Origin of the sequence: Streptomyces sp. NPDC047061, from assembly GCF_040643955.1 — a bacterium.
In the GTDB taxonomy this organism is placed as follows: Bacteria; Actinomycetota; Actinomycetes; order Streptomycetales; family Streptomycetaceae; genus Streptomyces.
In genome coordinates this window covers 49129-68046 of record NZ_JBEYVI010000020.1, presented here as the reverse complement: position 1 = coordinate 68046, position 18918 = coordinate 49129, and the positions used below count along the sequence as shown (strand labels likewise).

18 protein-coding genes are annotated in these 18918 nt (G+C 71.3%); 12 read left to right on the top strand and 6 right to left on the bottom strand.

Annotation, left to right across the window (positions count from 1 at the left end; all coding sequences use genetic code 11):
* The first annotated feature begins 151 nt into the window (after positions 1–151).
* From ABZ887_RS26720 to ABZ887_RS26685, 8 genes are read left to right on the top strand one after another with little or no spacing between them, the layout of a single operon-like run.
* Positions 152–1222, top strand: a complete 1071-nt coding sequence (locus ABZ887_RS26720) for a sugar ABC transporter substrate-binding protein (protein ID WP_361293909.1) — start codon at positions 152–154, stop codon at positions 1220–1222.
* Positions 1219–2733, top strand: a complete 1515-nt coding sequence (locus ABZ887_RS26715) for a sugar ABC transporter ATP-binding protein (protein ID WP_361293906.1) — start codon at positions 1219–1221, stop codon at positions 2731–2733. The genes ABZ887_RS26720 and ABZ887_RS26715 overlap by 4 nt, the downstream gene beginning before the upstream one ends.
* Complete coding sequence (locus ABZ887_RS26710; protein WP_361293903.1) at positions 2726–3751, top strand: ABC transporter permease; 1026 nt, start codon at positions 2726–2728, stop codon at positions 3749–3751. The genes ABZ887_RS26715 and ABZ887_RS26710 overlap by 8 nt, the downstream gene beginning before the upstream one ends.
* Positions 3752–3792: 41 nt before the next feature.
* Positions 3793–5133 carry an L-fuconate dehydratase gene (locus tag ABZ887_RS26705; protein ID WP_361293900.1) on the top strand — a complete coding sequence of 447 codons (1341 nt, stop codon included), beginning with the start codon at positions 3793–3795 and terminating at the stop codon, positions 5131–5133.
* Complete coding sequence (locus tag ABZ887_RS26700) at positions 5130–5885, top strand: SDR family oxidoreductase (RefSeq protein ID WP_361293897.1); 756 nt, start codon at positions 5130–5132, stop codon at positions 5883–5885. The genes ABZ887_RS26705 and ABZ887_RS26700 overlap by 4 nt, the downstream gene beginning before the upstream one ends.
* Positions 5882–6868: an aldo/keto reductase gene (locus ABZ887_RS26695; protein ID WP_361293894.1), complete on the top strand. Its 987-nt coding sequence runs from the start codon at positions 5882–5884 to the stop codon at positions 6866–6868. The genes ABZ887_RS26700 and ABZ887_RS26695 overlap by 4 nt, the downstream gene beginning before the upstream one ends.
* On the top strand, positions 6865–7179 hold the full coding sequence (locus ABZ887_RS26690) for an L-rhamnose mutarotase (RefSeq protein ID WP_361293891.1): 315 nt from the start codon (positions 6865–6867) through the stop codon (positions 7177–7179). The genes ABZ887_RS26695 and ABZ887_RS26690 overlap by 4 nt, the downstream gene beginning before the upstream one ends.
* Entirely contained in the window at positions 7176–8006 is an 831-nt protein-coding gene (locus ABZ887_RS26685) for an amidohydrolase family protein (RefSeq protein WP_361293888.1), read from the top strand. The genes ABZ887_RS26690 and ABZ887_RS26685 overlap by 4 nt, the downstream gene beginning before the upstream one ends.
* Here ABZ887_RS26685 and ABZ887_RS26680 read toward each other — a convergent pair.
* The gene (locus ABZ887_RS26680) at positions 7994–9415 is read right to left on the bottom strand and encodes a lipase maturation factor family protein (RefSeq protein WP_361293885.1); all 1422 of its coding nucleotides are present in this window, start codon (positions 9413–9415) and stop codon (positions 7994–7996) included. The two genes, ABZ887_RS26685 and ABZ887_RS26680, sit on opposite strands and share 13 nt — an antisense overlap.
* A gap of 157 nt (positions 9416–9572) precedes the next feature.
* Here ABZ887_RS26680 and ABZ887_RS26675 point away from each other — a divergent pair, with 157 nt between their 5' ends.
* Positions 9573–11678 (top strand): SpoIIE family protein phosphatase, encoded by a 2106-nt coding sequence (locus tag ABZ887_RS26675; protein WP_361293882.1) that lies wholly within the window; start codon positions 9573–9575, stop codon positions 11676–11678.
* Between the two features lie 105 nt (positions 11679–11783).
* Positions 11784–12647: a DNA-formamidopyrimidine glycosylase family protein gene (locus ABZ887_RS26670; protein WP_361293879.1), complete on the top strand. Its 864-nt coding sequence runs from the start codon at positions 11784–11786 to the stop codon at positions 12645–12647.
* Positions 12648–12654: 7 nt separating this feature from the next.
* Here the strand turns inward: ABZ887_RS26670 and ABZ887_RS26665 are convergent, their stop codons facing one another.
* From ABZ887_RS26665 to ABZ887_RS26655, 3 genes are all read right to left on the bottom strand, one after another.
* The gene (locus ABZ887_RS26665) at positions 12655–13311 is read right to left on the bottom strand and encodes a zf-HC2 domain-containing protein (protein WP_361293876.1); all 657 of its coding nucleotides are present in this window, start codon (positions 13309–13311) and stop codon (positions 12655–12657) included.
* A gap of 149 nt (positions 13312–13460) precedes the next feature.
* Entirely contained in the window at positions 13461–13976 is a 516-nt protein-coding gene (locus tag ABZ887_RS26660) for a hypothetical protein (protein WP_361293873.1), read from the bottom strand.
* 144 nt (positions 13977–14120) lie between these two features.
* Positions 14121–14669, bottom strand: a complete 549-nt coding sequence (locus ABZ887_RS26655; protein WP_361293870.1) for a sigma-70 family RNA polymerase sigma factor — start codon at positions 14667–14669, stop codon at positions 14121–14123.
* Between the two features lie 221 nt (positions 14670–14890).
* Here ABZ887_RS26655 and ABZ887_RS26650 point away from each other — a divergent pair, with 221 nt between their 5' ends.
* A complete protein-coding gene (locus ABZ887_RS26650) occupies positions 14891–16045 on the top strand; it encodes a CapA family protein (RefSeq protein WP_361293867.1) in 1155 nt (384 codons plus the stop codon).
* 22 nt (positions 16046–16067) lie between these two features.
* On the opposite strand, the gene ABZ887_RS26645 is transcribed toward ABZ887_RS26650, so the two are convergent.
* Positions 16068–16541: a MarR family transcriptional regulator gene (locus tag ABZ887_RS26645; protein ID WP_361293864.1), complete on the bottom strand. Its 474-nt coding sequence runs from the start codon at positions 16539–16541 to the stop codon at positions 16068–16070.
* A 98-nt stretch (positions 16542–16639) separates the two neighbouring features.
* On the opposite strand from ABZ887_RS26645, the gene ABZ887_RS26640 reads away from it, so the two are divergent.
* Positions 16640–17455: an alpha/beta hydrolase gene (locus tag ABZ887_RS26640; RefSeq protein WP_361293861.1), complete on the top strand. Its 816-nt coding sequence runs from the start codon at positions 16640–16642 to the stop codon at positions 17453–17455.
* Here ABZ887_RS26640 and ABZ887_RS26635 read toward each other — a convergent pair.
* Complete coding sequence (locus tag ABZ887_RS26635) at positions 17452–18864, bottom strand: amino acid permease (protein WP_361293858.1); 1413 nt, start codon at positions 18862–18864, stop codon at positions 17452–17454. The genes ABZ887_RS26640 and ABZ887_RS26635 overlap by 4 nt on opposite strands.
* Positions 18865–18918: the final 54 nt, after the last annotated feature.

The following is an 18918-nucleotide window of genomic DNA, read 5'->3' as shown; positions in this document are numbered from 1 at the left end:
CCGAAGTCTAACCAGTGAGGTGGTCGGACCACTATGGCTCGTTCGACCGCTCATCGACGGAAAAATAGCGTCTGCAGGGTGTTGAATCCGTCGAGTGGTCTGATAAGTATGCGGTCATCTGCTCGAACACGCTCGATGAGGAGCTGCCCAGATGCCCGGCAGAACACTGAGGAAGCGGAACAGGTCCAGGATCATCGGTGCGACGGCCGTGGCCGTCGGAGCCTCGCTCCTGCTCGCCGCCTGCGGCAGCACGAAGGACACCGGCAGCGGCAGTGCCGGAGGCGGTGGCACCGGCAAGGTCGGGGTGATCCTGCCCCTGCTGACCTCGCCGTTCTGGCAGTCGTACAACGACTACGTGCCCAAGATGGCGAAGTCCGAAGGCGTGGACGCGCTGAAGACGGTCAACTCGAACAGCGACCCCTCGCAGCAGATCACCGACATCAACAACGAGCTCAACCAGGGCGTGAAGGGTCTCGTCGTCGCGCCGCTGGACAGCGCCGCCATCGAGGCCGGACTCGACCAGGCCGAGCGCAAGGGCGTGCCGGTCGTCGCCGTGGACGTGGCGCCCGACAAGGGCAAGGTCGCCATGGTGGTGCGCGCCGACAACGTCGCCTACGGCACCAAGGCCTGCGACTACCTCGGCCAGCACGTCACCAGCGGCAAGGTCGTGCAGATCATGGGCGACCTGGCCTCGGTCAACGGCCGGGACCGCTCCGAGGCGTTCCGTGACTGCGTGAAGAAGAAGTACCCGAAGCTCAAGGTCCTGGAGATCCCCGCCAAGTGGGAGTCCGACACGGCCGCCGCCCAGCTGAGCACCCTCCTCAACGCCAACCCCGACATCAAGGGCATCTACATGCAGGCCGGCGGCGTCTACCTCGCCCCGACCCTGCAGACCCTCAAGTCCAAGGGCATGCTCAAGACGGCCGGGCAGAGCGGGCACATAGTGATCGTCTCCAACGACGGCATCCCGCAGGAGTACGACGCCATCCGCAAGGGCCAGATCGACGCGACCGTCTCCCAGCCCGCTGACGCCTACGCCAAGTACGGCATGTACTACATCAAGGCGGCGATGGCGGGGAAGACGTTCAAGCCCGGCCCGACCGACCACGACTCCACCATCGTCAAGCTGTCCAGCGGCATTCTGGAGGACCAGCTTCCGGCGCCCCTGGTGACCAAGGACAACGTGGACGACCCGAAGCTGTGGGGCAACACGGTCAAATGATCACGCCACTCGTTGAGGCCCGGGACATCGTCAAGCGGTACGGCCCCACCGTCGCCCTCGCCGACGGCCGGCTCACCGTGCTGCCGGGCGAGTCCCACGCCCTCGTCGGCCGCAACGGCGCCGGCAAGTCCACCCTGGTCAACGTCCTCACCGGCCTGCAGGCCCCGGACGAGGGCACGGTCCGCTTCGACGGCGAACCGGCGCCCCCGCTCGCCGACCGGGACGCCTGGCGGCGCAGGGTCGCCTGCGTCTACCAGAAGCCCACGGTCGTGCCGGAGCTCACGGTCGCCGAGAACCTCTTCATCAACCGGCAGCCCCTCCACCGGGGTTTCATCAGCTGGCGGCGACTCCGCAGGGAAGCCGCCGCGCTCCTCGACACCTGGGACGTCCACGTCGACCCCGAGGCGCGCACCGCCGACCTCAAGGTCGAGGACCGCCAGATGGTCGAGATCGCACGGGCGTTGAGCTTCGGCGCCCGGTTCATCGTCCTCGACGAGCCGACCGCCCAGCTCGACAACCGGGAGATCGAGCGGTTGTTCAGCCGGATGCGGGCGCTCCAGGACTCGGGCGTGACCTTCCTGTTCATCTCGCACCACCTCCAGGAGGTCTACGAGGTCTGCCAGACCGTCACCGTGCTCCGCGACGCCCGCTGGATCATCACCGCCCCCGTCGCCGACCTGCCCAGGGCCGCCCTGGTGGAGGCGATGGCGGGGGAGGCGGTGACCGGGCAGGAACAGCGGCCGCGGGACGCGGTGGCCGTCGAAGCACCCGTGGTCCTCAGCACCAGCGGGCTCACCTCCGAGTCGTACGAGCGTATCGACCTCACGGTCCGCAGCGGCGAGGTCGTCGGCCTCGCCGGCACCAGCGGCAGCGGCAAGATCGAACTCGCCGAGACCATCGCCGGGTTGCGCACCCCGACCGGCGGGACCGCCCGACTGCAGGAGAGGCAACTGCCGTTCGGTGATGTGCGGGCCGCGCTGCGGGCCGGCGTCGGGTTCGTGCCCCGCGACCGGCACGACCAGGGACTCGTCCCCGGCATGAGCATCGGCGACAACGCCACCATGACCGTCCTCGACCGGCTCGGCCGCTACGGGTTCGTCGGCACCGACCGCAAGCGCGGCTTCGCCACCGGGCTGATCGAACGCCTCGACATCCACGCCGAGGGCCCCGAACAGCCCGTCTCCGACCTCTCCGGCGGCAACGCGCAGAAGGTCGTCATGGCCCGCGCCCTCGCCTCCGACCCCCGGCTGCTCGTCCTGGTCAACCCCACCGCGGGCGTCGACGTGAAGTCCAAGGAGTCCCTGCTGGCCCGCGTGGACAGCGCCCGTGAGGACGGCACCGCCGTACTGGTCGTCTCCGACGAACTGGACGACCTGCGCCGCTGCGACCGCGTCCTCGTCCTCTTCCACGGCCGGATCGTCGCCGAACACCCGGCCGGCTGGCACGACCACGAGCTGATCGCCTCCATAGAAGGAGTGGACTCCATGCCCGAAGGAGTGGACCATGGCTGAGACCAAGGCCCCGCCGCTCACCCCGGTACGCTCCCCGGACCCGCGCGCGGCCCGTACCGTCCTCCTGCGCCGCGCCCGTGAACTCGCCCTCGTCCCAGCCCTGTTGCTGCTCATGGTGCTCGGCGCGGTGGTCAACGACTCGTTCCTCACCGAGCGAAACCTGATCTCCATCCTCGGCGCCTCCGCCGCCCTCGCGATGGTGGTGCTCGCCGAGTCGCTGGTCCTGATCACCGGCAAGTTCGACCTCTCCCTGGAGTCGGTCGTCGGCATCGCCCCCGCCGTCGGCGCGCTGCTCGTGCTGCCGTCGGCCGAGTCCGGCTGGGGCACCGAACTCCCCGCCGCCCTCGCCATGGTGGCGATCCTGGTGGTCGGCGCGGCCGTCGGCGCCTTCAACGGGATTCTCGTCGTCAAGTTCAAGCTCAACGCGTTCATCGTGACGCTCGCGATGCTGATCGTGCTGCGCGGTGTGCTGGTCGGCGCAACCAAGGGCAAGACCCTGTTCGGGATGCCCGACAGCTTCTTCACCCTGGCCACCTCCACCTTCCTCAGCGTCCCCATGTCGGTGTGGCTGGCCGCGGTCGCCTTCGCGGTCACCGGGCTCGTGCTGAAGTACCACCGGGTCGGCCGCGCCCTCTACGCCATCGGCGGCAACGCCGACGCCGCCCGCGCCGCCGGCATCCGTGTCGACCGGGTGATGCTCGGCGTGTTCGTGGTCGCCGGTGTCCTCGCCTCCGTCGGCGGAATCATGCAGACCGGTTACGTGGGCGCGATCAGCGCCAACCAGGGCAACAACATGATCTTCACGGTGTTCGCGGCGGCGGTGATCGGCGGCATCAGCCTGGACGGCGGCAAGGGCACCATGTTCGGCGCCCTGACCGGCGTACTCCTTCTGGGTGTCGTACAGAACCTGCTCACCCTGGCGCAGGTGCCGTCGTTCTGGATCCAGGCCATCTACGGCGGCATCATCCTGGTCGCCCTCATGATCGCCCGTGTCACCACGGGACGGGCCCAGGACTGACCGGCCCGCGTCCCGCACTCCCCCCGACGGAAAGGCAATCCGTGTCCCCGAGCCCGGCCCGCGTGACCGCGGTCGACACCTACGACATCCGCTTCCCCACCTCGCGCGAGCTCGACGGCTCCGACGCGATGAACCCGGACCCCGACTACTCGGCGGCCTATGTCGTGCTGCGCACGGACGCGGGCGACGGGCACGAGGGGCACGGGTTCACGTTCACCATCGGGCGGGGCAACGACGTCCAGGTCGCCGCGATCGACGCGCTGCGCAACCATGTGCTCGGCCGCCCGGTCGACGAGATCTGCGACGACCCGGGATCCGTCCACCGGGACCTGATCGGCGACAGCCAGCTGCGCTGGCTCGGTCCCGAGAAGGGCGTGATGCACATGGCGATCGGCGCGGTGGTCAACGCCGTCTGGGACCTCGCCGCCCGCCGCGCCGGAAAGCCGCTCTGGCAGCTGCTCGCCGACGCCGAACCCGAGTGGATCGTCCGCCAGATCGACTTCCGGTACCTCACGGACGCCCTCACCCCCGAGGAGGCCCTCGCCATCCTGCGCCGGGGCCGTGAGGGCGTGGACGAACGCCGGGCCCGGCTCCTCGATCGCGGCTTCCCCGCCTACACCACCTCCGCGGGCTGGCTCGGCTACGACGACGAGAAGCTCACCCGGCTCGCCGCCCAGGCGGTCGCCGACGGCTTCCGGCAGATCAAGCTGAAGGTCGGCGCCGACCTGGAGGACGACATCCGGCGCTGCCGGGTCGCCCGCCAGGTCGTCGGCCCTGACATCCGGATGGCCATCGACGCCAACCAGCGCTGGAACGTCGACGAGGCGATCCGCTGGACCAAGGCCCTCGCCGGGTTCGACCCGTACTGGATCGAGGAGCCCACCAGCCCCGACGACATCCTCGGCCACGCGGCGATCCGCCGGGCGGTCGCCCCGGTCAAGGTCGCCACCGGCGAACACGTCCAGAACCGGATCGTCTTCAAGCAGCTGCTCCAGGCCGGCGCCCTCGACATCGTCCAGATCGACGCGGCCCGGGTCGCCGGCGTCAACGAGAACCTCGCCATCCTGCTCCTCGCGGCCAAGTTCGGCGTCCCGGTCTGCCCGCACGCGGGCGGCGTCGGACTGTGCGAACTCGTCCAGCACCTCTCGATGTTCGACTACCTGGCCGTCTCCGGCACCACCGAGGACCGGGTCATCGAATACGTCGATCATCTGCACGACCACTTCCGCGATCCGGTGGTGATCCGCGAAGGTCATTACGCGGCACCCACCGCACCGGGCTTCTCGGCCGCCATGCGACCGGAGTCCATCACGGAGTACACCTATCCCGGCGGCACCTTCTGGGCTGCCGACCCCGAAACACAGAAGGGACGGGCGGCATGACCGACTTCGAGGGTCTGAGGGCCCTGGTCACCGGCGGCGCCTCCGGGATCGGGCGGGCCACCGCCGAGCTGCTCGCCGAGCGCGGTGCCCAGGTCGCCGTCCTCGACCTCGACCCGTCCTCCGTCGAGAAGCCGCTGCTCGGCTTCCAGGCCGACGTCACCGACGACGCCTCCGTGCGGGCGGCCGTGGAGAGCGCCGTCGAGGCCCTCGGCGGCCTCGACGTGCTGATCAACAACGCCGGCATCGGTGCCCAGGGCACCGTCGAGGACAACGACGACGCCGAATGGCAGCGCGTCTTCGACGTCAACGTCCTTGGCATGGTCCGCGCCGCCCGCGCCGCCCTGCCGCACCTGCGCCGCTCGGAGCACGCGGCGATCGTCAACACCTGCTCCATCGCCGCCACCGCGGGCCTGCCGCAGCGCGCCCTGTACAGCGCCACCAAGGGCGCCGTGTACTCCCTCACCCTGGCCATGGCCGCCGACCACGTCCGTGAGGGCGTCCGGGTCAACTGCGTCAACCCCGGTACGGCGGACACCCCGTGGATCGGCAGGCTGCTCGACAGGGCGTCCGACCCGGCCGCCGAGCGCGCCGCCCTGGAGGCCCGCCAGCCCGCCGGCCGCCTGGTCTCGGCCGCCGAGGTCGCCGGTGCCATCGCCTACCTGGCGAGCCCGCTGTCCGGCGCCACCACCGGTACCTCCCTCGCCGTCGACGGCGGCATGCAGGGCCTCAGGCTGCGGCCGGTGGGCCAGTGAACGCCCTCGGCCGCAGCGGCGTCCGGGTCAGCCCGCTGGGCCTCGGCGCCGCCGTGATCGGCAACCTCTACACCGAACTCCCCGACCAGCAGGCGTACGAGACCGTCACCGCCGCCTGGCAGCAGGGCATCCGCTACTTCGACACCGCCCCGCACTACGGCCTGGGGCTGTCGGAGCGGCGGCTGGGCGCCGCCCTGCGCCAGTACGACCGGGACTCGTACACCCTCTCCACCAAGGTCGGCCGCCGGCTGGAGCCGGGGCCCGGGGACGGCGACGACCTCGCCCAGGGCTTCGCCGTGCCCGACACCCTCCGCCGGGTCTGGGACTTCACCGAGGACGGCATCCGCCGCACCCTGGAGTCCAGCCTGGAGCGGCTCGGTCTCGACCGGGTCGACGTCGTCTACCTGCACGACCCCGACGAGCACGCCGAACAGGCCTTCCACGAGGGCTACCCCGCCCTGGAGAAGCTCCGCGCCGAGGGGATCGTCGGGGCGATCGGCGCCGGCATGAACCAGACGGCCATGCTCACCCGGTTCGTCCGCGACACCGACGTCGACGTGGTGCTGTGCGCGGGCCGCTACACCCTCCTCGACCAGAGCGCCCTCGCCGACCTGCTCCCGGCCGCCGAGGAGCGCGGCACCTCGGTGGTGATCGGCGGCGCCTTCAACTCCGGCCTGCTGGCCGACCCGAAGCCGGACGCCACCTACAACTACGCCCAGGCGTCAGCCGAGTTGCTCTCCCGCGCCCTGCGCCTCAAGGCGCTCGCGGAGGAACACGGCACCACCCTGCGCGCCGCCGCCCTCGCCTTCTGCGCGGCCCACCCGGCCGTGGCGAGCGTCCTGGTCGGCGCCCGCTCGGCGGCCGAGATCGCGGACGGGGCCGCGCAGTTCGCCACCCACGTCCCCGCCGCCTTCTGGCAGGAGCTGCACGCCACCGGCCTGCTGCCCGCCGACGTCCCCGTACCCGCGGAGGACCGGCCATGAGAGTCGCCCTGCACACCAGGGTCCGGGCCGACCGCATCCCCGAGTACGAGGCCGCCCACCGCGAGGTGCCCGCCGAACTCACCGACGCCATCCGGGCCGCCGGCGCCACCTCCTGGACCATCTGGCGCAGCGGCACCGACCTGTTCCACGTCCTGGACTGCGCCGACTACGGCCGCCTCCTCGCCGAGTTGGAGAAGCTCCCGGTCAACGTGGCCTGGCAGGCCCGGATGGCCGGGCTTCTCGACGTCGTCCATGACTACTCCGAGGCGGGCTCGGAGGCCGGCCTGCCCGTCGTATGGGAGCTGCCATGACGATCGACGCCCACCACCACGTCTGGGACCTCTCGGTACGCGACCAGGACTGGATCGCCGGGCCCGAACTCCAGCCGCTCAGAAGGAACTTCACCGTCGAGGACCTGGAACCCGAGGCGGCGGCGGCCGGGGTCACCCGCACGGTCCTCGTCCAGACGATCACGGTCCCCGAGGAGACCCCCGAGTTCCTCGCCCTCGCCGACGCCCACGACCTGGTCGCCGGAGTCGTCGGCTGGACCGACCTCACCCGCCCCGACGTCGCCGAGGAACTCGCCCGCCTGCGCGAACTCCCCGGCGGCTCCTACCTGAAGGGCATCCGCCACCAGGTCCAGGGCGAACCCGACCCGGAGTGGCTGCTGCGCCCGGACGTCGGCCGGGGCCTGACCGCGCTCGCGGACGCGGGCCTGGTCTACGACCTCATCGTCCAGCCCCAGCAGCTCCCGGCCGCCGTCAAGGCCGCCGAGACCCACCCCCGGCTCACCTTCGTCCTGGACCATCTGGGCAAGCCCCCCATCGCCGCCGGCACCCGCGAACCCTGGGCCTCCGCCGTCCGCGCCCTCGCCGCCCTGCCCCACACCGTCTGCAAGCTCTCCGGCATGGTCACGGAGGCCGACCCCGCCTCCTGGACCGTCGACGACCTGCGCCCGTACGCCGACACGGTCCTGGACGCCTTCGGCCCGGACCGCCTGATGTTCGGCTCGGACTGGCCGGTGTGCGTCCTGGCCGGGAGCTACGGCGAAGTCTTCGACGCGGCGACCGAGCTGATCGCACCGGCCGACCGCACCGCCGTCTTCGAGACCACCGCCACCCGCGTCTACGGCCTCTGAGCGGCCCCGGCCAGCCGCGTCGGCGGCAGGAACTCCCGTACGTACGTCCGCTCCCAGCACGCGCCCGTCTCCCGAAGCTCCCGCCAGGTGGTGTAGCGGTAGCGGAAGAGGCGGGCGCGGACGAAGTGCGGGGGTTCGTCGGGCGGGAAGGGGGAGCGGCGCAGGAGGCGCAGGGTGTCGCGGTCGTTCTCCAGGAGGCGTTCCACCAGGCCGCCGAACCAGTCGCCGGCGTACGCGGGGGAGAGGGCGGCGAACCACATCAGCCAGTCCAGGCGGAGGTGGTAGGGCGCGAACTGGCGCGGCCAGTACCGGGGATCGCCGGGCTTGCCCTTGAACTCGTACTCCCGCCAGTCCGAGTCCTCGTGCGGCACGGCGTCCAGGGTGCCCTCGACCACCACCTCGTACCGGATCCGGCTGACACTGCCGAAGGCGCCGTAGGTGTTGACCAGGTGCAGCGGGTCGAAGGAGCGGTTCATGACCTGGCGGCGGGAGACCATGTTCAGCACCGGGTGGTAGCTCAGGTAGAGGAGCAGCGCGGTCACGGCGAGGACGACCACCTCGTACCAGAGCGGCGTGGGCGGCGCGGTCGTGCGGTTCGTGGGCAGGCGCAGGGCCGACAGGGCCAGCACGATGGTGATCCAGTTCAGCCAGGAGAAGTTGCCGGAGACCACCAGCCACAGCTGGGTGAGGATCATCAGGGACGCGGCCGCCGTCGCGATCGGCTGCGGGGTGAACAGCAGGACGGGGACCAGCAGCTGGGTGACGTGGTTCGCGGCCACCTCCGCCTTGTGCACCGGCCCCGGCAGGTGGTGGAAGAACCAGCTCAGCGGGCCCGGCATCGGCTGGGTCTCGTGGTGGTAGTGCAGGCAGGTCAGCTTGCGCCAGCAGGCGTCCCCGCGCATCTTGATCAGGCCCGCCCCGAACTCCACCCGGAACAGGATCCAGCGCAGCAGGAAGAGCACGACGACCGGCGGGGCCACCTCGTCGTTGCCCAGGAAGACGGCGAGGAAGCCGGTCTCCAGGAGCAGCGACTCCCAGCCGAACGCGTACCAGGTCTGGCCGACGTTGACGATCGACAGGTACAGCGCCCAGGGGATCAGCCACAGCACCATCCCGGCCCACAGCGGGAGTTCGGAGTCCGCCCCCGCCAGCAGCGCCGCCGACACCGCGCAGCCCGCCCAGGCGCAGGCCGCGAAGAAGCGGTCCGAGTAGCGCAGATGGAAGAGGCTCGGCGCCCGCCGGAAGGGGACCCGGGCGAGGAACCGCGGGATCGGCAGCATCCCGCGCTCGCCCATCAGAGCCCGGAACTGGAGCGCCGCCGTCAGGAACGCGACGAGGTACACGCCGGCCAGAGCCCGCTGGAAGACCAGCCGGCTCAACCAGTACCCGGGTGCGGTGAACCAGTCCACGGCCGTGCGCTCCTGCCTCTCTCCATTGTGCGGCCCCCGGATCGGCGGGGGCCTGTCACCCTGTGTACCGCGCCTCCCCGCTTGCGTAACCCGACCGAGTGAAGCAGACAATAGGGGAGAAATTGCCCATATGGGGTTCCCCTGGCATGGTGGCTCCATGGCTGATCGGGGAGCGAGCGCTCCGTCACTCCCGGAGGACTGGCCCGCCCACCCGGACCACCCGATCCTGGCGCTCAACCACATGGGCACCTTCGACTGGGACCTCGACGCCGGCCTCTTCCACATGGACGCCCAGGCGTACCAGGTGTTCGACCTGACCCCCGAGGAGTACGACGGCCGCCCCGAGACCCTCGCCGCCCGGGTGCCCCCGGCCGAGTCCAGCAGGCTGGACGCGGTGGTGTCCCAGGCCATCAAGGACGGCAGCGAGAACTACGGGACGTACTTCCGCATCCGGCGCCGCGACGGCACCCCGCGCTGGACCCACACCCAGGGCTACATCCGGCGCGACGGGACCGGCCGCCCGCGCCGCGTCGTCGGGATCGTCCGGGACGCCACCCAGGAGCTGGAGGACAGCGAGGCCCGGAACCTGCGGGAGGCCCAGGGCCAGGCGCTGCGCCGGCAGACCGGCGTCGTCCAGGTGGTCACCGCGGCGCTCGCGCACGCCAGCAGCGTCCAGGAGGTCATCGACGTCCTCAAGGACACCCACGGCATCCCCAACCTGGGCGCGACCAGCCTGGTGATGGGCCTGGTCGAGGCCGGCCGGATCCGGCTGGTCGCCGAGGGGCCGGCCGGCAGCTTCGTGCCCGGCACCCGGATCACCCGGATAGAGGAGCCCTACCCGATGGGCGAGGTGGTGCGGACCCTCAGCCCCTGCTTCATCGAGTCGCCGGAGGAGTTCGCCGAGGGCTACCCCATACTGTGGCCGCACATCACCGACCTGCACATCACCTCCGCCGCCTACCTGCCGCTGATCGCCCAGGCCCGCCCGATCGGCGCCATGGGCCTGCTCTACAACGACCGGCTCGGCTTCTCCAGCGAGGAACGCGCCGTCCTGGTCGCCCTCGGCAGCAGCATCGCGCAGAGCCTGCAGCGGGCCATGCTCTTCGAGCAGGAGAAGGACCTCGCCCAAGGCCTCCAGCAGGCGATGCTGCCGCGCACCATCCCCAGCGTGCGCGGCGCCGAAGTCGCCGTCCGCTACCGCTCGGCGAGCGCCGGCGGCTCCCTGGGCCGGGACATCGGCGGCGACTGGTACGACCTGATCCCGCTGCCCGGCGGCCGGGTCGGCGCGGTCATCGGCGACGTCCAGGGGCACGACACGCACGCGGCGGCCGTCATGGGCCAGCTGCGCATCGTGCTGCGCGCCTACGCCGCCGAGGGCCACGCCCCGGCCACCGTGATGGCCCGCGCCTCCGTCTTCCTCGACGAGCTCGACACCGACCGCTTCGCCACCTGCCTGTACGCCGAGGCCGACCTGGCCACCGGCGTCGTCCAGGTGGTCCGCGCCGGGCACATCGACCCCCTGGTCCGCGCCGCCGACGGCGGCTGCCGCCGGGTCCCCGTCGAGGGCGGGCTGCCGCTCGGCCTGTCCGCCGAGTTCCAGAGCCTGGAGTACCCGGTCTCCACCCTGGAGCTCGACCCCGGCGAGACGCTGCTGCTGTGCACCGACGGGCTCGTCGAACAGCCCGGCGCCGACCTCGGGGACGGCATGCGGGCCCTGGCCGAGCAGGTCGTCAAGGGGCCGGAGGACGTGCGCGACCTCGCCGACCTGCTGATCGAGATCGCCGACGAACGGGGCGGCGACGACGACGTGGCCCTGCTCCTGCTGCGCCGCTGCGGCTCCGACACCGCACAGGCCGTCGGCCGCCTCCAGCAGCACGTGGCCTCCGGCGACCCCGAGGCGCTCGCCCTGGCCCGGCACATGGTGCGGGCCGCCGTCCGCGCCTGGGGCGCAGGGGACCGCGCCGACGAGATCGAGCTGGTCGCCGACGAACTGATCACCAACGCGCTGATGCACACCGAGGGCTCCGCGATCGTCACCCTCAGGGTCCTCGGCGGCAGCGACCGCCGGCTGCGCGTCGAGGTCGAGGACTCCTCCAGCGCCCTGCCGCGCCGCCGCGAGGCAGGCGAGGACGGGGTCTCCGGGCGGGGCCTGCTGCTCGTCGACGAGATCGCCGACGTGTGGGGCGTGGAGGCCCGCGGCGGCGGCAAGGCGGTCTGGTGCGAGTTCCGCATGCCGGAAAAGGACGACGGCAGCGCCCCGTAGGGGCGCGAGGAACTGCGCGACCAGCCCCCACCGCGCCGCAGCCGCAAGTCGACCCGATGCGGCACTTCCGGCGGAGCCCAGCGCAGCGGATGGCACCCTGGACGCATGCCCGAACTGCCCGAGGTCGAAGCGCTCAGGGAATTCCTGACCGAGAACCTGGTCGGCCGCGAGGTCGTGCGTGTGCTGCCGGTCGCCATCAGCGTGCTGAAGACGTACGACCCGCCGGTCGGCGCCTTCGAGGGCAGCGAGGTCGTCGCCGTGCACCGGCACGGCAAGTTCCTGGACGTCGAGGGCGACCGCGGGCTGCGGTTCGTCACCCACCTGGCCCGGGCGGGCTGGCTCCAGTGGAAGGACCGGCTGCCGGACGGGCTGCCCCGCCCGGGGAAGGGCCCGCTGGCGCTCAGGGCGGCCCTGGAGACCGGCGCGGGCTTCGACCTCACGGAGGCCGGCACCCAGAAGAAGCTGGCCGTGTACATCGTCCGGGACCCGCAGGACGTCCCCGGTATCGCGCGGCTCGGCCCGGACCCGCTCGCCGCGGACTTCGACGAGGCCCGCCTGGCGGCCCTGCTGGCCGACGAGCGACGGCAGCTGAAGGGCGCCCTGCGCGACCAGAGCCTGATCGCCGGGGTGGGCAACGCCTACAGCGACGAGATCCTGCACGCGGCGAAGATGTCCCCGTTCAAGCTGGCCGCGTCCCTGACCCCGGAGGAGACGCACCGGCTGTACGAGGCGCTGCGCACCACCCTCACCGAGGCGGTGGAGCGCTCCCACGGCCTGGCGGCAGGGCGGCTCAAGGCAGAGAAGAAGAGCGGGCTGCGGGTCCACGGCCGGACCGGCGAACCCTGCCCGGTCTGCGGCGACACCATCCGCGAGGTCTCCTTCAGCGACTCCTCGCTGCAGTACTGCCCGACCTGCCAGACGGGCGGCAAGCCGCTCGCGGACCGCCGGATGTCCCGGCTGCTCAGGTAGCCGGCGGTCACTTGGGGTCCAGGGTCACCAGGCGCTGCCCGTCCGCGTCGCGCACCTCGTAGCGGTCGATCTCGTCCGGGTGCATCGAGGAGCCGCCCGTCATGGTGCTCACCCGGTCGTCGCGGTCCCGCTCCGCCCAGGTGGTCACGACCTGCTCGGAACCGTCCTCGCCGACGGCGATCAGGCGGCAGGAGCGCGGCCCGTCCGGGTCCTTCACCTCCAGCTCGATCGTGCTGCCGGAGTCCGTGTCCTGCGACTTCACCTGCGCCCAGATGCCGGACTGGGCGTCGGTGGCCGCGGTGACCTGCACGGCCGGGGCGGCGTCGTGGCCGACATAGGTCGCGATGCCGGGGCCGGCGACCGCGAACACCACCGAGGCGGCGAGGCCGTACAGCAGCTTGCGGCGCTTGGCCCGGTGCCGGGTCGCGACCTCGGCGAGCAGCCGGTCCAGGAGCCGGGGACCGGGCTGCGCCATGGGATGCACGAAGCGCGGCGTGGCCCGGCGGTACAGCATCAACTGCCGTGCCGCGGGGCCGAACTCGGTCACGTGTGCCGTACAGCTGGGGCACTCCATGAGATGGTCCTCGAAGCGGAAGGCCTCCGCCTCGTCCAGCACGCCGAGCGCGTACGCGCCGACGTCGCGATGCCTTTCCAGGGACCTCATGCCGAATCCTCGTGCCGATGGGTGCGGGTGGGGGTTACTCGTTGTTCCTTGCTCCCACCCGTACGCAGTCGGCAGCCGTTTCACTCAAGCCACGTACAGAATCGTAATCAACGGATTCGGAGCGGCCGGGCCCGCGGATTGGTCCTGAATCAAAAAAGATGGATCGCGAGATGTCCGAGGGGCAGACCGAGCCGCCAGGCGGGGGTCCACACCTTCGGTCCGTCGTCCTCTCCGAACACCGAGGCGCCGCCCGGCACCGCGTCCAGGTCGGGCGCGAGCAGCTCGGTCTCCTCCAGCCAGCGCCAGGCGGCCGCGGCCAGATCCAGGTCCGGTGACGGCCCGCCCGACTCGGCGGTCTCGGCCGTCACCACAGCCATACGTTCGCCGACCCAGTCCTGCCACTGCTGGTCGTACGCCGTGAGCGAAAGCCAGTTCTCCAACTGGGACACGACCCGGATGCCCGACAGTTCGCCGTCCGTGTCGGAGAGGAAGATGGTCAGCGCCAGCGCGTCACGGCCGGCCCGGAACTCGAAGGACGTCGGTGGCATGAGATCGCCGGTGCGCAGCAGCTCGTCGGCGATGTACTCGGCGTACAACCAGGCCATCGGGACCGCCAGTTCCCCGCTCCCGGCCCCGCCCGTGCTCTCTTGACCTCTGTGCAGCATCCCGTCCTGCCTTCCTCCGGTGCGCGCGTGGCCCCGACCCCGGGTCCGTCCCTCTCCCGGTGCGGAACACGGATGAAGACAGCTGATTGCTCAAACACGGTCCTCAGCAAGGCGCTTTACCGAGGTTTGACCTGGCTTACGGTTTCATCGCAGGTCGGGTGCATAACCGGGCAGAACCCGGCGCAGGGCGCGCAGCGCGTAGTACGCCCGTGATTTCACGGTACCGGGTGGAATCCCCAGGATCTCGGCGGCCTCCGCAACACTCGCCCCTTGGAAATACACCAGCACCAGGACTTCACGGTGCTCGGGAGTGAGAGTCTTCACAGCCTCCCGGACGTCGAGCGCCGCGGCGGCGCGCTCGGCGTGGTCGCCGGCGGCCCGGGTGTTCTCCAGGACGGCGTCGTGCACCTCGGCGGGCCGTGCCTGCCGGGCCCGCCGCGCGTCGATGGCGAGCCGCCGGCCGACCGTCAGCAGCCACGGCAGCACGGAGTCGAAGGCGTCGGCGCGCAGCGCCTCGGGATGCTGCCAGGCGCGTACCAGGGTCTCCTGGACGAGGTCCTCGGCCCGCTGCCGGTCCCCGTCGCTGAGCCGCAGCAGCAGCGCGAAGAGCGGCCGGCCGTGGTCGCGCTGGAGTGCGACGAGCTCGTGCTCGGCGGTCGTCGTCCCGTGGGGAAGGGTGGTTCCGGCCGTCATGGCCGTATGGCATCGCAGGGCCCGGCCGGGGGACAGGGGGTGCACAGGGATGTGCGGCGGACGGTCGAACGCGTCGGCGAACGGTGCGACGAACGGTCCGTCACACCCCTTACCCGACCCGGATGGGTCAATCGGGACGCCTGAGTTGTTTGCGGTCGCCCTCACCTTCGTACCCATTGATCTGTAAATCGGACAAGGCTTGCGACTCTGGGGTGCTCCTGATGATCAATCGCAGACGCCAGGCGGCCCTGGCCCTGACCGCCCTGCTCGCCGCCGCGGCCGCCTGCCAGAACCACGTGCGGGAGGAGCGGGCCGTCCCGCCCGGCCACCCGGCACCGGCGGTGCCCGCCACCGGCGGCTTCACGCTCGTCGCCGCGGGTGACGTCATGCCGCAGAAGTCCGCGGTCGACCACGCGAACTTCGACGCGGGCGGCAACGGCTACGACTTCCGCCCGATGCTCGCCGGCGTCGAACCCGTCGTCTCCCGCGCCGACCTGGCGCTCTGTCACCTGGCGACCGTCACCGGCACGGACGGCGCCCGCGCCGGCGGCCTCACCTCCCCGCCGCAACTCGCCGAGGCCCTCGCGGCCACCGGCTACGACGGCTGCTCCACCGCCTCGGACCGCGCCCTCGACGACGGCGCCGCGGGCATCCAGCGCACCCTCGACGCGCTGGACCGGGTGGGCCTGCGGCACTCCGGCACCGCCCGCACGGACGCCGAGGCAGGCACCCTCACCCTGATGAACGCGGGCCGGGCCCGGGTCGCCCAGCTCTCCTACACCTACGACGTCAACGGCAACGCCCTGCCGCCCGGCCAGCCCTGGGCGGTCGGCCTCCTCGACGAGAACCGCATCCTCACCGACGCCCGCGCCGCCCGGCAGGCCGGTGCCGACGTGGTCGTCGTCTCCGTGCACTGGGGCACCGAGGGGACCGACGCCCCCGACCAGCAGCAGGTCACCCTGGCCAAGCGGCTCACCGCCGCGCGCACCGGCGGCCGCCCCGACATCGACCTGCTCCTCGGCACCCACGCGCACATCCCGCAGGCGTACGAGAAGGTCAACGGCACCTGGGTGGTCTACAGCCTGGGCGACCAGCTGGCCGGCGAGATGCTCAACAGCCAGGGCCAACAGGACCCGCGCGGCAACCAGTCCACCCTCGCCCGCTTCACCTTCACCCCGCCCGCCCGGCCGGGCGGGCGCTGGGAGGTGGCCAAGGCCGAGTTCATCCCGCAGCTGTACGACCTCGACGCCGGCCGGGTCGTGAACCTCAACGCGGCCATCGGCCAGGGCGCCGACTTCACCGCCGCCCGGGACGCCGTCCGGGACGTCGTGCTCAGCCGCGGGGCCGCGAAGGACGGGCTGGTCATGGGGGAGTAGTGGTGGGCACTCCGGGCGACGGTCACTCCACGTCGACGTGGTCGAACGTCTCCAGCAGCTGCTTCAGCACCCGCACGCACGCCGTGATCTCGGCGTCGGTCAGGTCGCCGCCGACCTGCCGGTTCAGGGCGTGCTCGCGGGCGAGGACGGCGGTGACGGTCGCCCGGCCCTCGTCCGTGAGCCGGATCAGCGAGGAGCGCTGGTGCGCCGGGTTGGGGGTGACCTCGGCCCAGCCGCGCGCCACCGCGTCGTTCACCATGCGCTGCACGAACTGCCGGCTCAGCGCCATGATCCGGCCCATCTGGGGCACCGTCATGGGCTCGTACCGGCGCAGCAGGTCCAGCACCGAGCGCACCCCGACCGAGGCCCCCTCGATCTGCTCGCCCTGCTCGATCTTGCGGAAGGCGCGCCGGTAGAGCGGGCCGATCAGATCGAACACCTCGGTGATGCGCTCGCCGAGTTCGTCGGGGGCGAGGGGCTTGTCGATGTCGTTCACCCGGCCATCATGCACCGCGCCGCCATGACACCCGAGGTGTCAAACCCATCATGACAACCTGGTTGTCAAAGTCCGGTCAGGATGACACCTTGGTTGTCATGAATGCTGCTGCGGACGTCCGCTTCCTCCCGTCCTCCGACGGCGACCTCGCCTACCTCGACACCGGCTCCGGCGACCCGGTGGTCCTGCTCCACTCCGGGTACGTCGACCACCGTTTCTGGTACCGGCAGATCCCGGTGCTGGCCGCCGAGTACCGGGTGATCGCCCCGGACGTACGCGGCCACGGCTCCTCCGCCAACGCGAGCAGGCGCTTCCGCTGGGCCGACGATCTGGCGGAGCTGCTGCGCCGTCTGGATGCGGGGCCCGCCGTCCTCGTCGGCCTGTCCATGGGCGGGGTGATCGCCACCGACACGGTGCTGGAACACCCCGAGCTGGTCCGCGCGGTGGTCACCTGCGGTGCGGTGACCGGCGACTTCCGGTACACCGACTGCTGGCACAAGGGACTCCAGTCCGAGTACGCCCGCACACTCGGCGCCGGCGACATCGACGGCTGGCTCGACGCCTTCCTGCGGGGCGTGGCCGGCGAGCACCGTGCCGTCGCCGACCTCGCCCCGGACATCCCGCGCCGACTGCGGGAGATGGCCCTGTGCACGATCTCCAAGCACACCCCCGGCGAGCCGGACTGGCATGTCCCGGTGACCGACTCCTGGCCCCGGGTACCCAAGATCGACGTGCCGGTACTCACGATCAACGGCAGCCTGGAACCCGCCGACCTGCTCACCGCCGCCGAACGCCTCGCCCGCGAGGTCCACAACGGCCGCGCGGAGGTCGTCGAAGGGGTCGGCCACTACCCGAACCTGGAGAAGCCCGAGGAGTTCAACGCCCTCCTGCTCGGCTTCCTCCGTGGCCTCTAACGCCCGGCCAGCCGCGACCTCTTGTACGAGTAGCCGAAGTAGATCACGCACCCGACCACGAACCACACCGCGAACCTCACCCAGGTCTCCCAGTTCAGGAACGTGATCAGCCAGACCGAGAAGACGACGCCCAGCGCCGGCACGAACGGCATCCACGGCGTACGGAAGGTGCGCGGCAGGTCCGGCTGCCGGTAGCGCAGCACGATCACCGCCGCGCACACCACCACGAACGCCAGCAGGATGCCGATGTTGGTGAGCTCGGCCGCCTCGCCGATCGGCACGAACCCGGCGAGGAGAGCCGAGGCCACCCCGACGATCCACGTCACCCGGGTCGGCACGTGCCGCGTCGGGTGCGTCTTCGCGAACCAGGCGGGCAGCAGCCCGTCCCGCGACATGGAGAACCACACACGGGTCACGCCCAGCATGAACGTGAACATGACGGTGAGGATGCCGATGATCGCGCCCACCGCGATCACGTCCGCGAGACCGCTCAGCCCCACCGACTTGAACGCCGTCGAGAAGCCGCTCTCCGGGTCGATGTCGTGGTAGTTCTGCATGCCCGTCAGGACCAGACAGGCCGCCACGTACAGCACCATGGAGATGGCGAGGGAGTAGATGATCGCCCTCGGCATGTGGTGCTGCGCGTCCTTCGACTCCTCGGCCGCCGTCGACATCGCGTCGTACCCGAAGACCGCGAAGAACACCGTCGCGGCCCCGGTGAACGCGCCGCTGATGCCGAACGGGAAGAAGGGGTGGTAGTTCGCCGAGCTGATGTGGAAGACGCCGACACCGATCACCAGCAGGACCACCAGCACCTTGAGCGCCACCACGACCGTCTCGAAGCGGGCCGCGCTGCGGATACCGAGGTTGAGCAGGTAGGCGATCAGGAGGCAGAGGACCGCGGCGAACAGGTCGACCCGGTGGCCGGACCCGGTGCCGGGGGCGCCGAGCATCCAGTCCGGCAGGTTCGCGCCCATCTCCTCGACCAGGAAGCCGAAGTACCCGGAGATGCCGATCGCGACCACCGCCACGATCGCCGTGTACTCCAGGAGCAGGTCCCAGCCGATGAACCAGCCCGCGAACTCGCCGAGCACCGCATAGCCGTACGTGTACGCCGACCCCGCCTTCGGGATCAGTCCGGCGAACTCGGCGTACGACAGCGCGGCGCAGGCACTCGCCAGACCGGCGACGAGGAACGAGACCAGCACGGCGGGCCCGGCCGTCTCGTTGGCGACCGTGCCCGCGAGGGTGAAGATTCCCGCGCCGATGATGCCGCCCACGCCGATCGCGGTCAGCTGCCACAGCCCCAGCGACCGGTCCAGCCCGGGTCCCTCGCCGACCTCGGTCTCCTCGAAGTGTTCGATGGGTTTGCGACGGAGAATTCCTTCACCCGCGCGTAGCTTGGCCATGTGCCTCACCTCTTCGCCGATCGCGAACGGCTGACGGCCGATCATGATGGCTCA

Bases quoted from the DNA above. Each gene is read 5' to 3' on its own strand.
- ABZ887_RS26720 (WP_361293909.1), top strand. From the start codon at position 152: ATGCCCGGCAGAACACTGAGGAAGCGGAACAGGTCCAGGATCATCGGT.
- ABZ887_RS26715 (WP_361293906.1), top strand. From the start codon at position 1,219: ATGATCACGCCACTCGTTGAGGCCCGGGACATCGTCAAGCGGTACGGC.
- ABZ887_RS26710 (WP_361293903.1), top strand. From the start codon at position 2,726: ATGGCTGAGACCAAGGCCCCGCCGCTCACCCCGGTACGCTCCCCGGAC.
- ABZ887_RS26700 (WP_361293897.1), top strand. From the start codon at position 5,130: ATGACCGACTTCGAGGGTCTGAGGGCCCTGGTCACCGGCGGCGCCTCC.
- ABZ887_RS26690 (WP_361293891.1), top strand. From the start codon at position 6,865: ATGAGAGTCGCCCTGCACACCAGGGTCCGGGCCGACCGCATCCCCGAG.
- ABZ887_RS26685 (WP_361293888.1), top strand. From the start codon at position 7,176: ATGACGATCGACGCCCACCACCACGTCTGGGACCTCTCGGTACGCGAC.
- ABZ887_RS26675 (WP_361293882.1), top strand. From the start codon at position 9,573: ATGGCTGATCGGGGAGCGAGCGCTCCGTCACTCCCGGAGGACTGGCCC.
- ABZ887_RS26670 (WP_361293879.1), top strand. From the start codon at position 11,784: ATGCCCGAACTGCCCGAGGTCGAAGCGCTCAGGGAATTCCTGACCGAG.
- ABZ887_RS26665 (WP_361293876.1), bottom strand. From the start codon at position 13,311: ATGAGGTCCCTGGAAAGGCATCGCGACGTCGGCGCGTACGCGCTCGGC.
- ABZ887_RS26660 (WP_361293873.1), bottom strand. From the start codon at position 13,976: ATGCTGCACAGAGGTCAAGAGAGCACGGGCGGGGCCGGGAGCGGGGAA.
- ABZ887_RS26655 (WP_361293870.1), bottom strand. From the start codon at position 14,669: ATGACGGCCGGAACCACCCTTCCCCACGGGACGACGACCGCCGAGCAC.
- ABZ887_RS26650 (WP_361293867.1), top strand. From the start codon at position 14,891: ATGATCAATCGCAGACGCCAGGCGGCCCTGGCCCTGACCGCCCTGCTC.
- ABZ887_RS26640 (WP_361293861.1), top strand. From the start codon at position 16,640: ATGAATGCTGCTGCGGACGTCCGCTTCCTCCCGTCCTCCGACGGCGAC.
- ABZ887_RS26635 (WP_361293858.1), bottom strand. From the start codon at position 18,864: ATGGCCAAGCTACGCGCGGGTGAAGGAATTCTCCGTCGCAAACCCATC.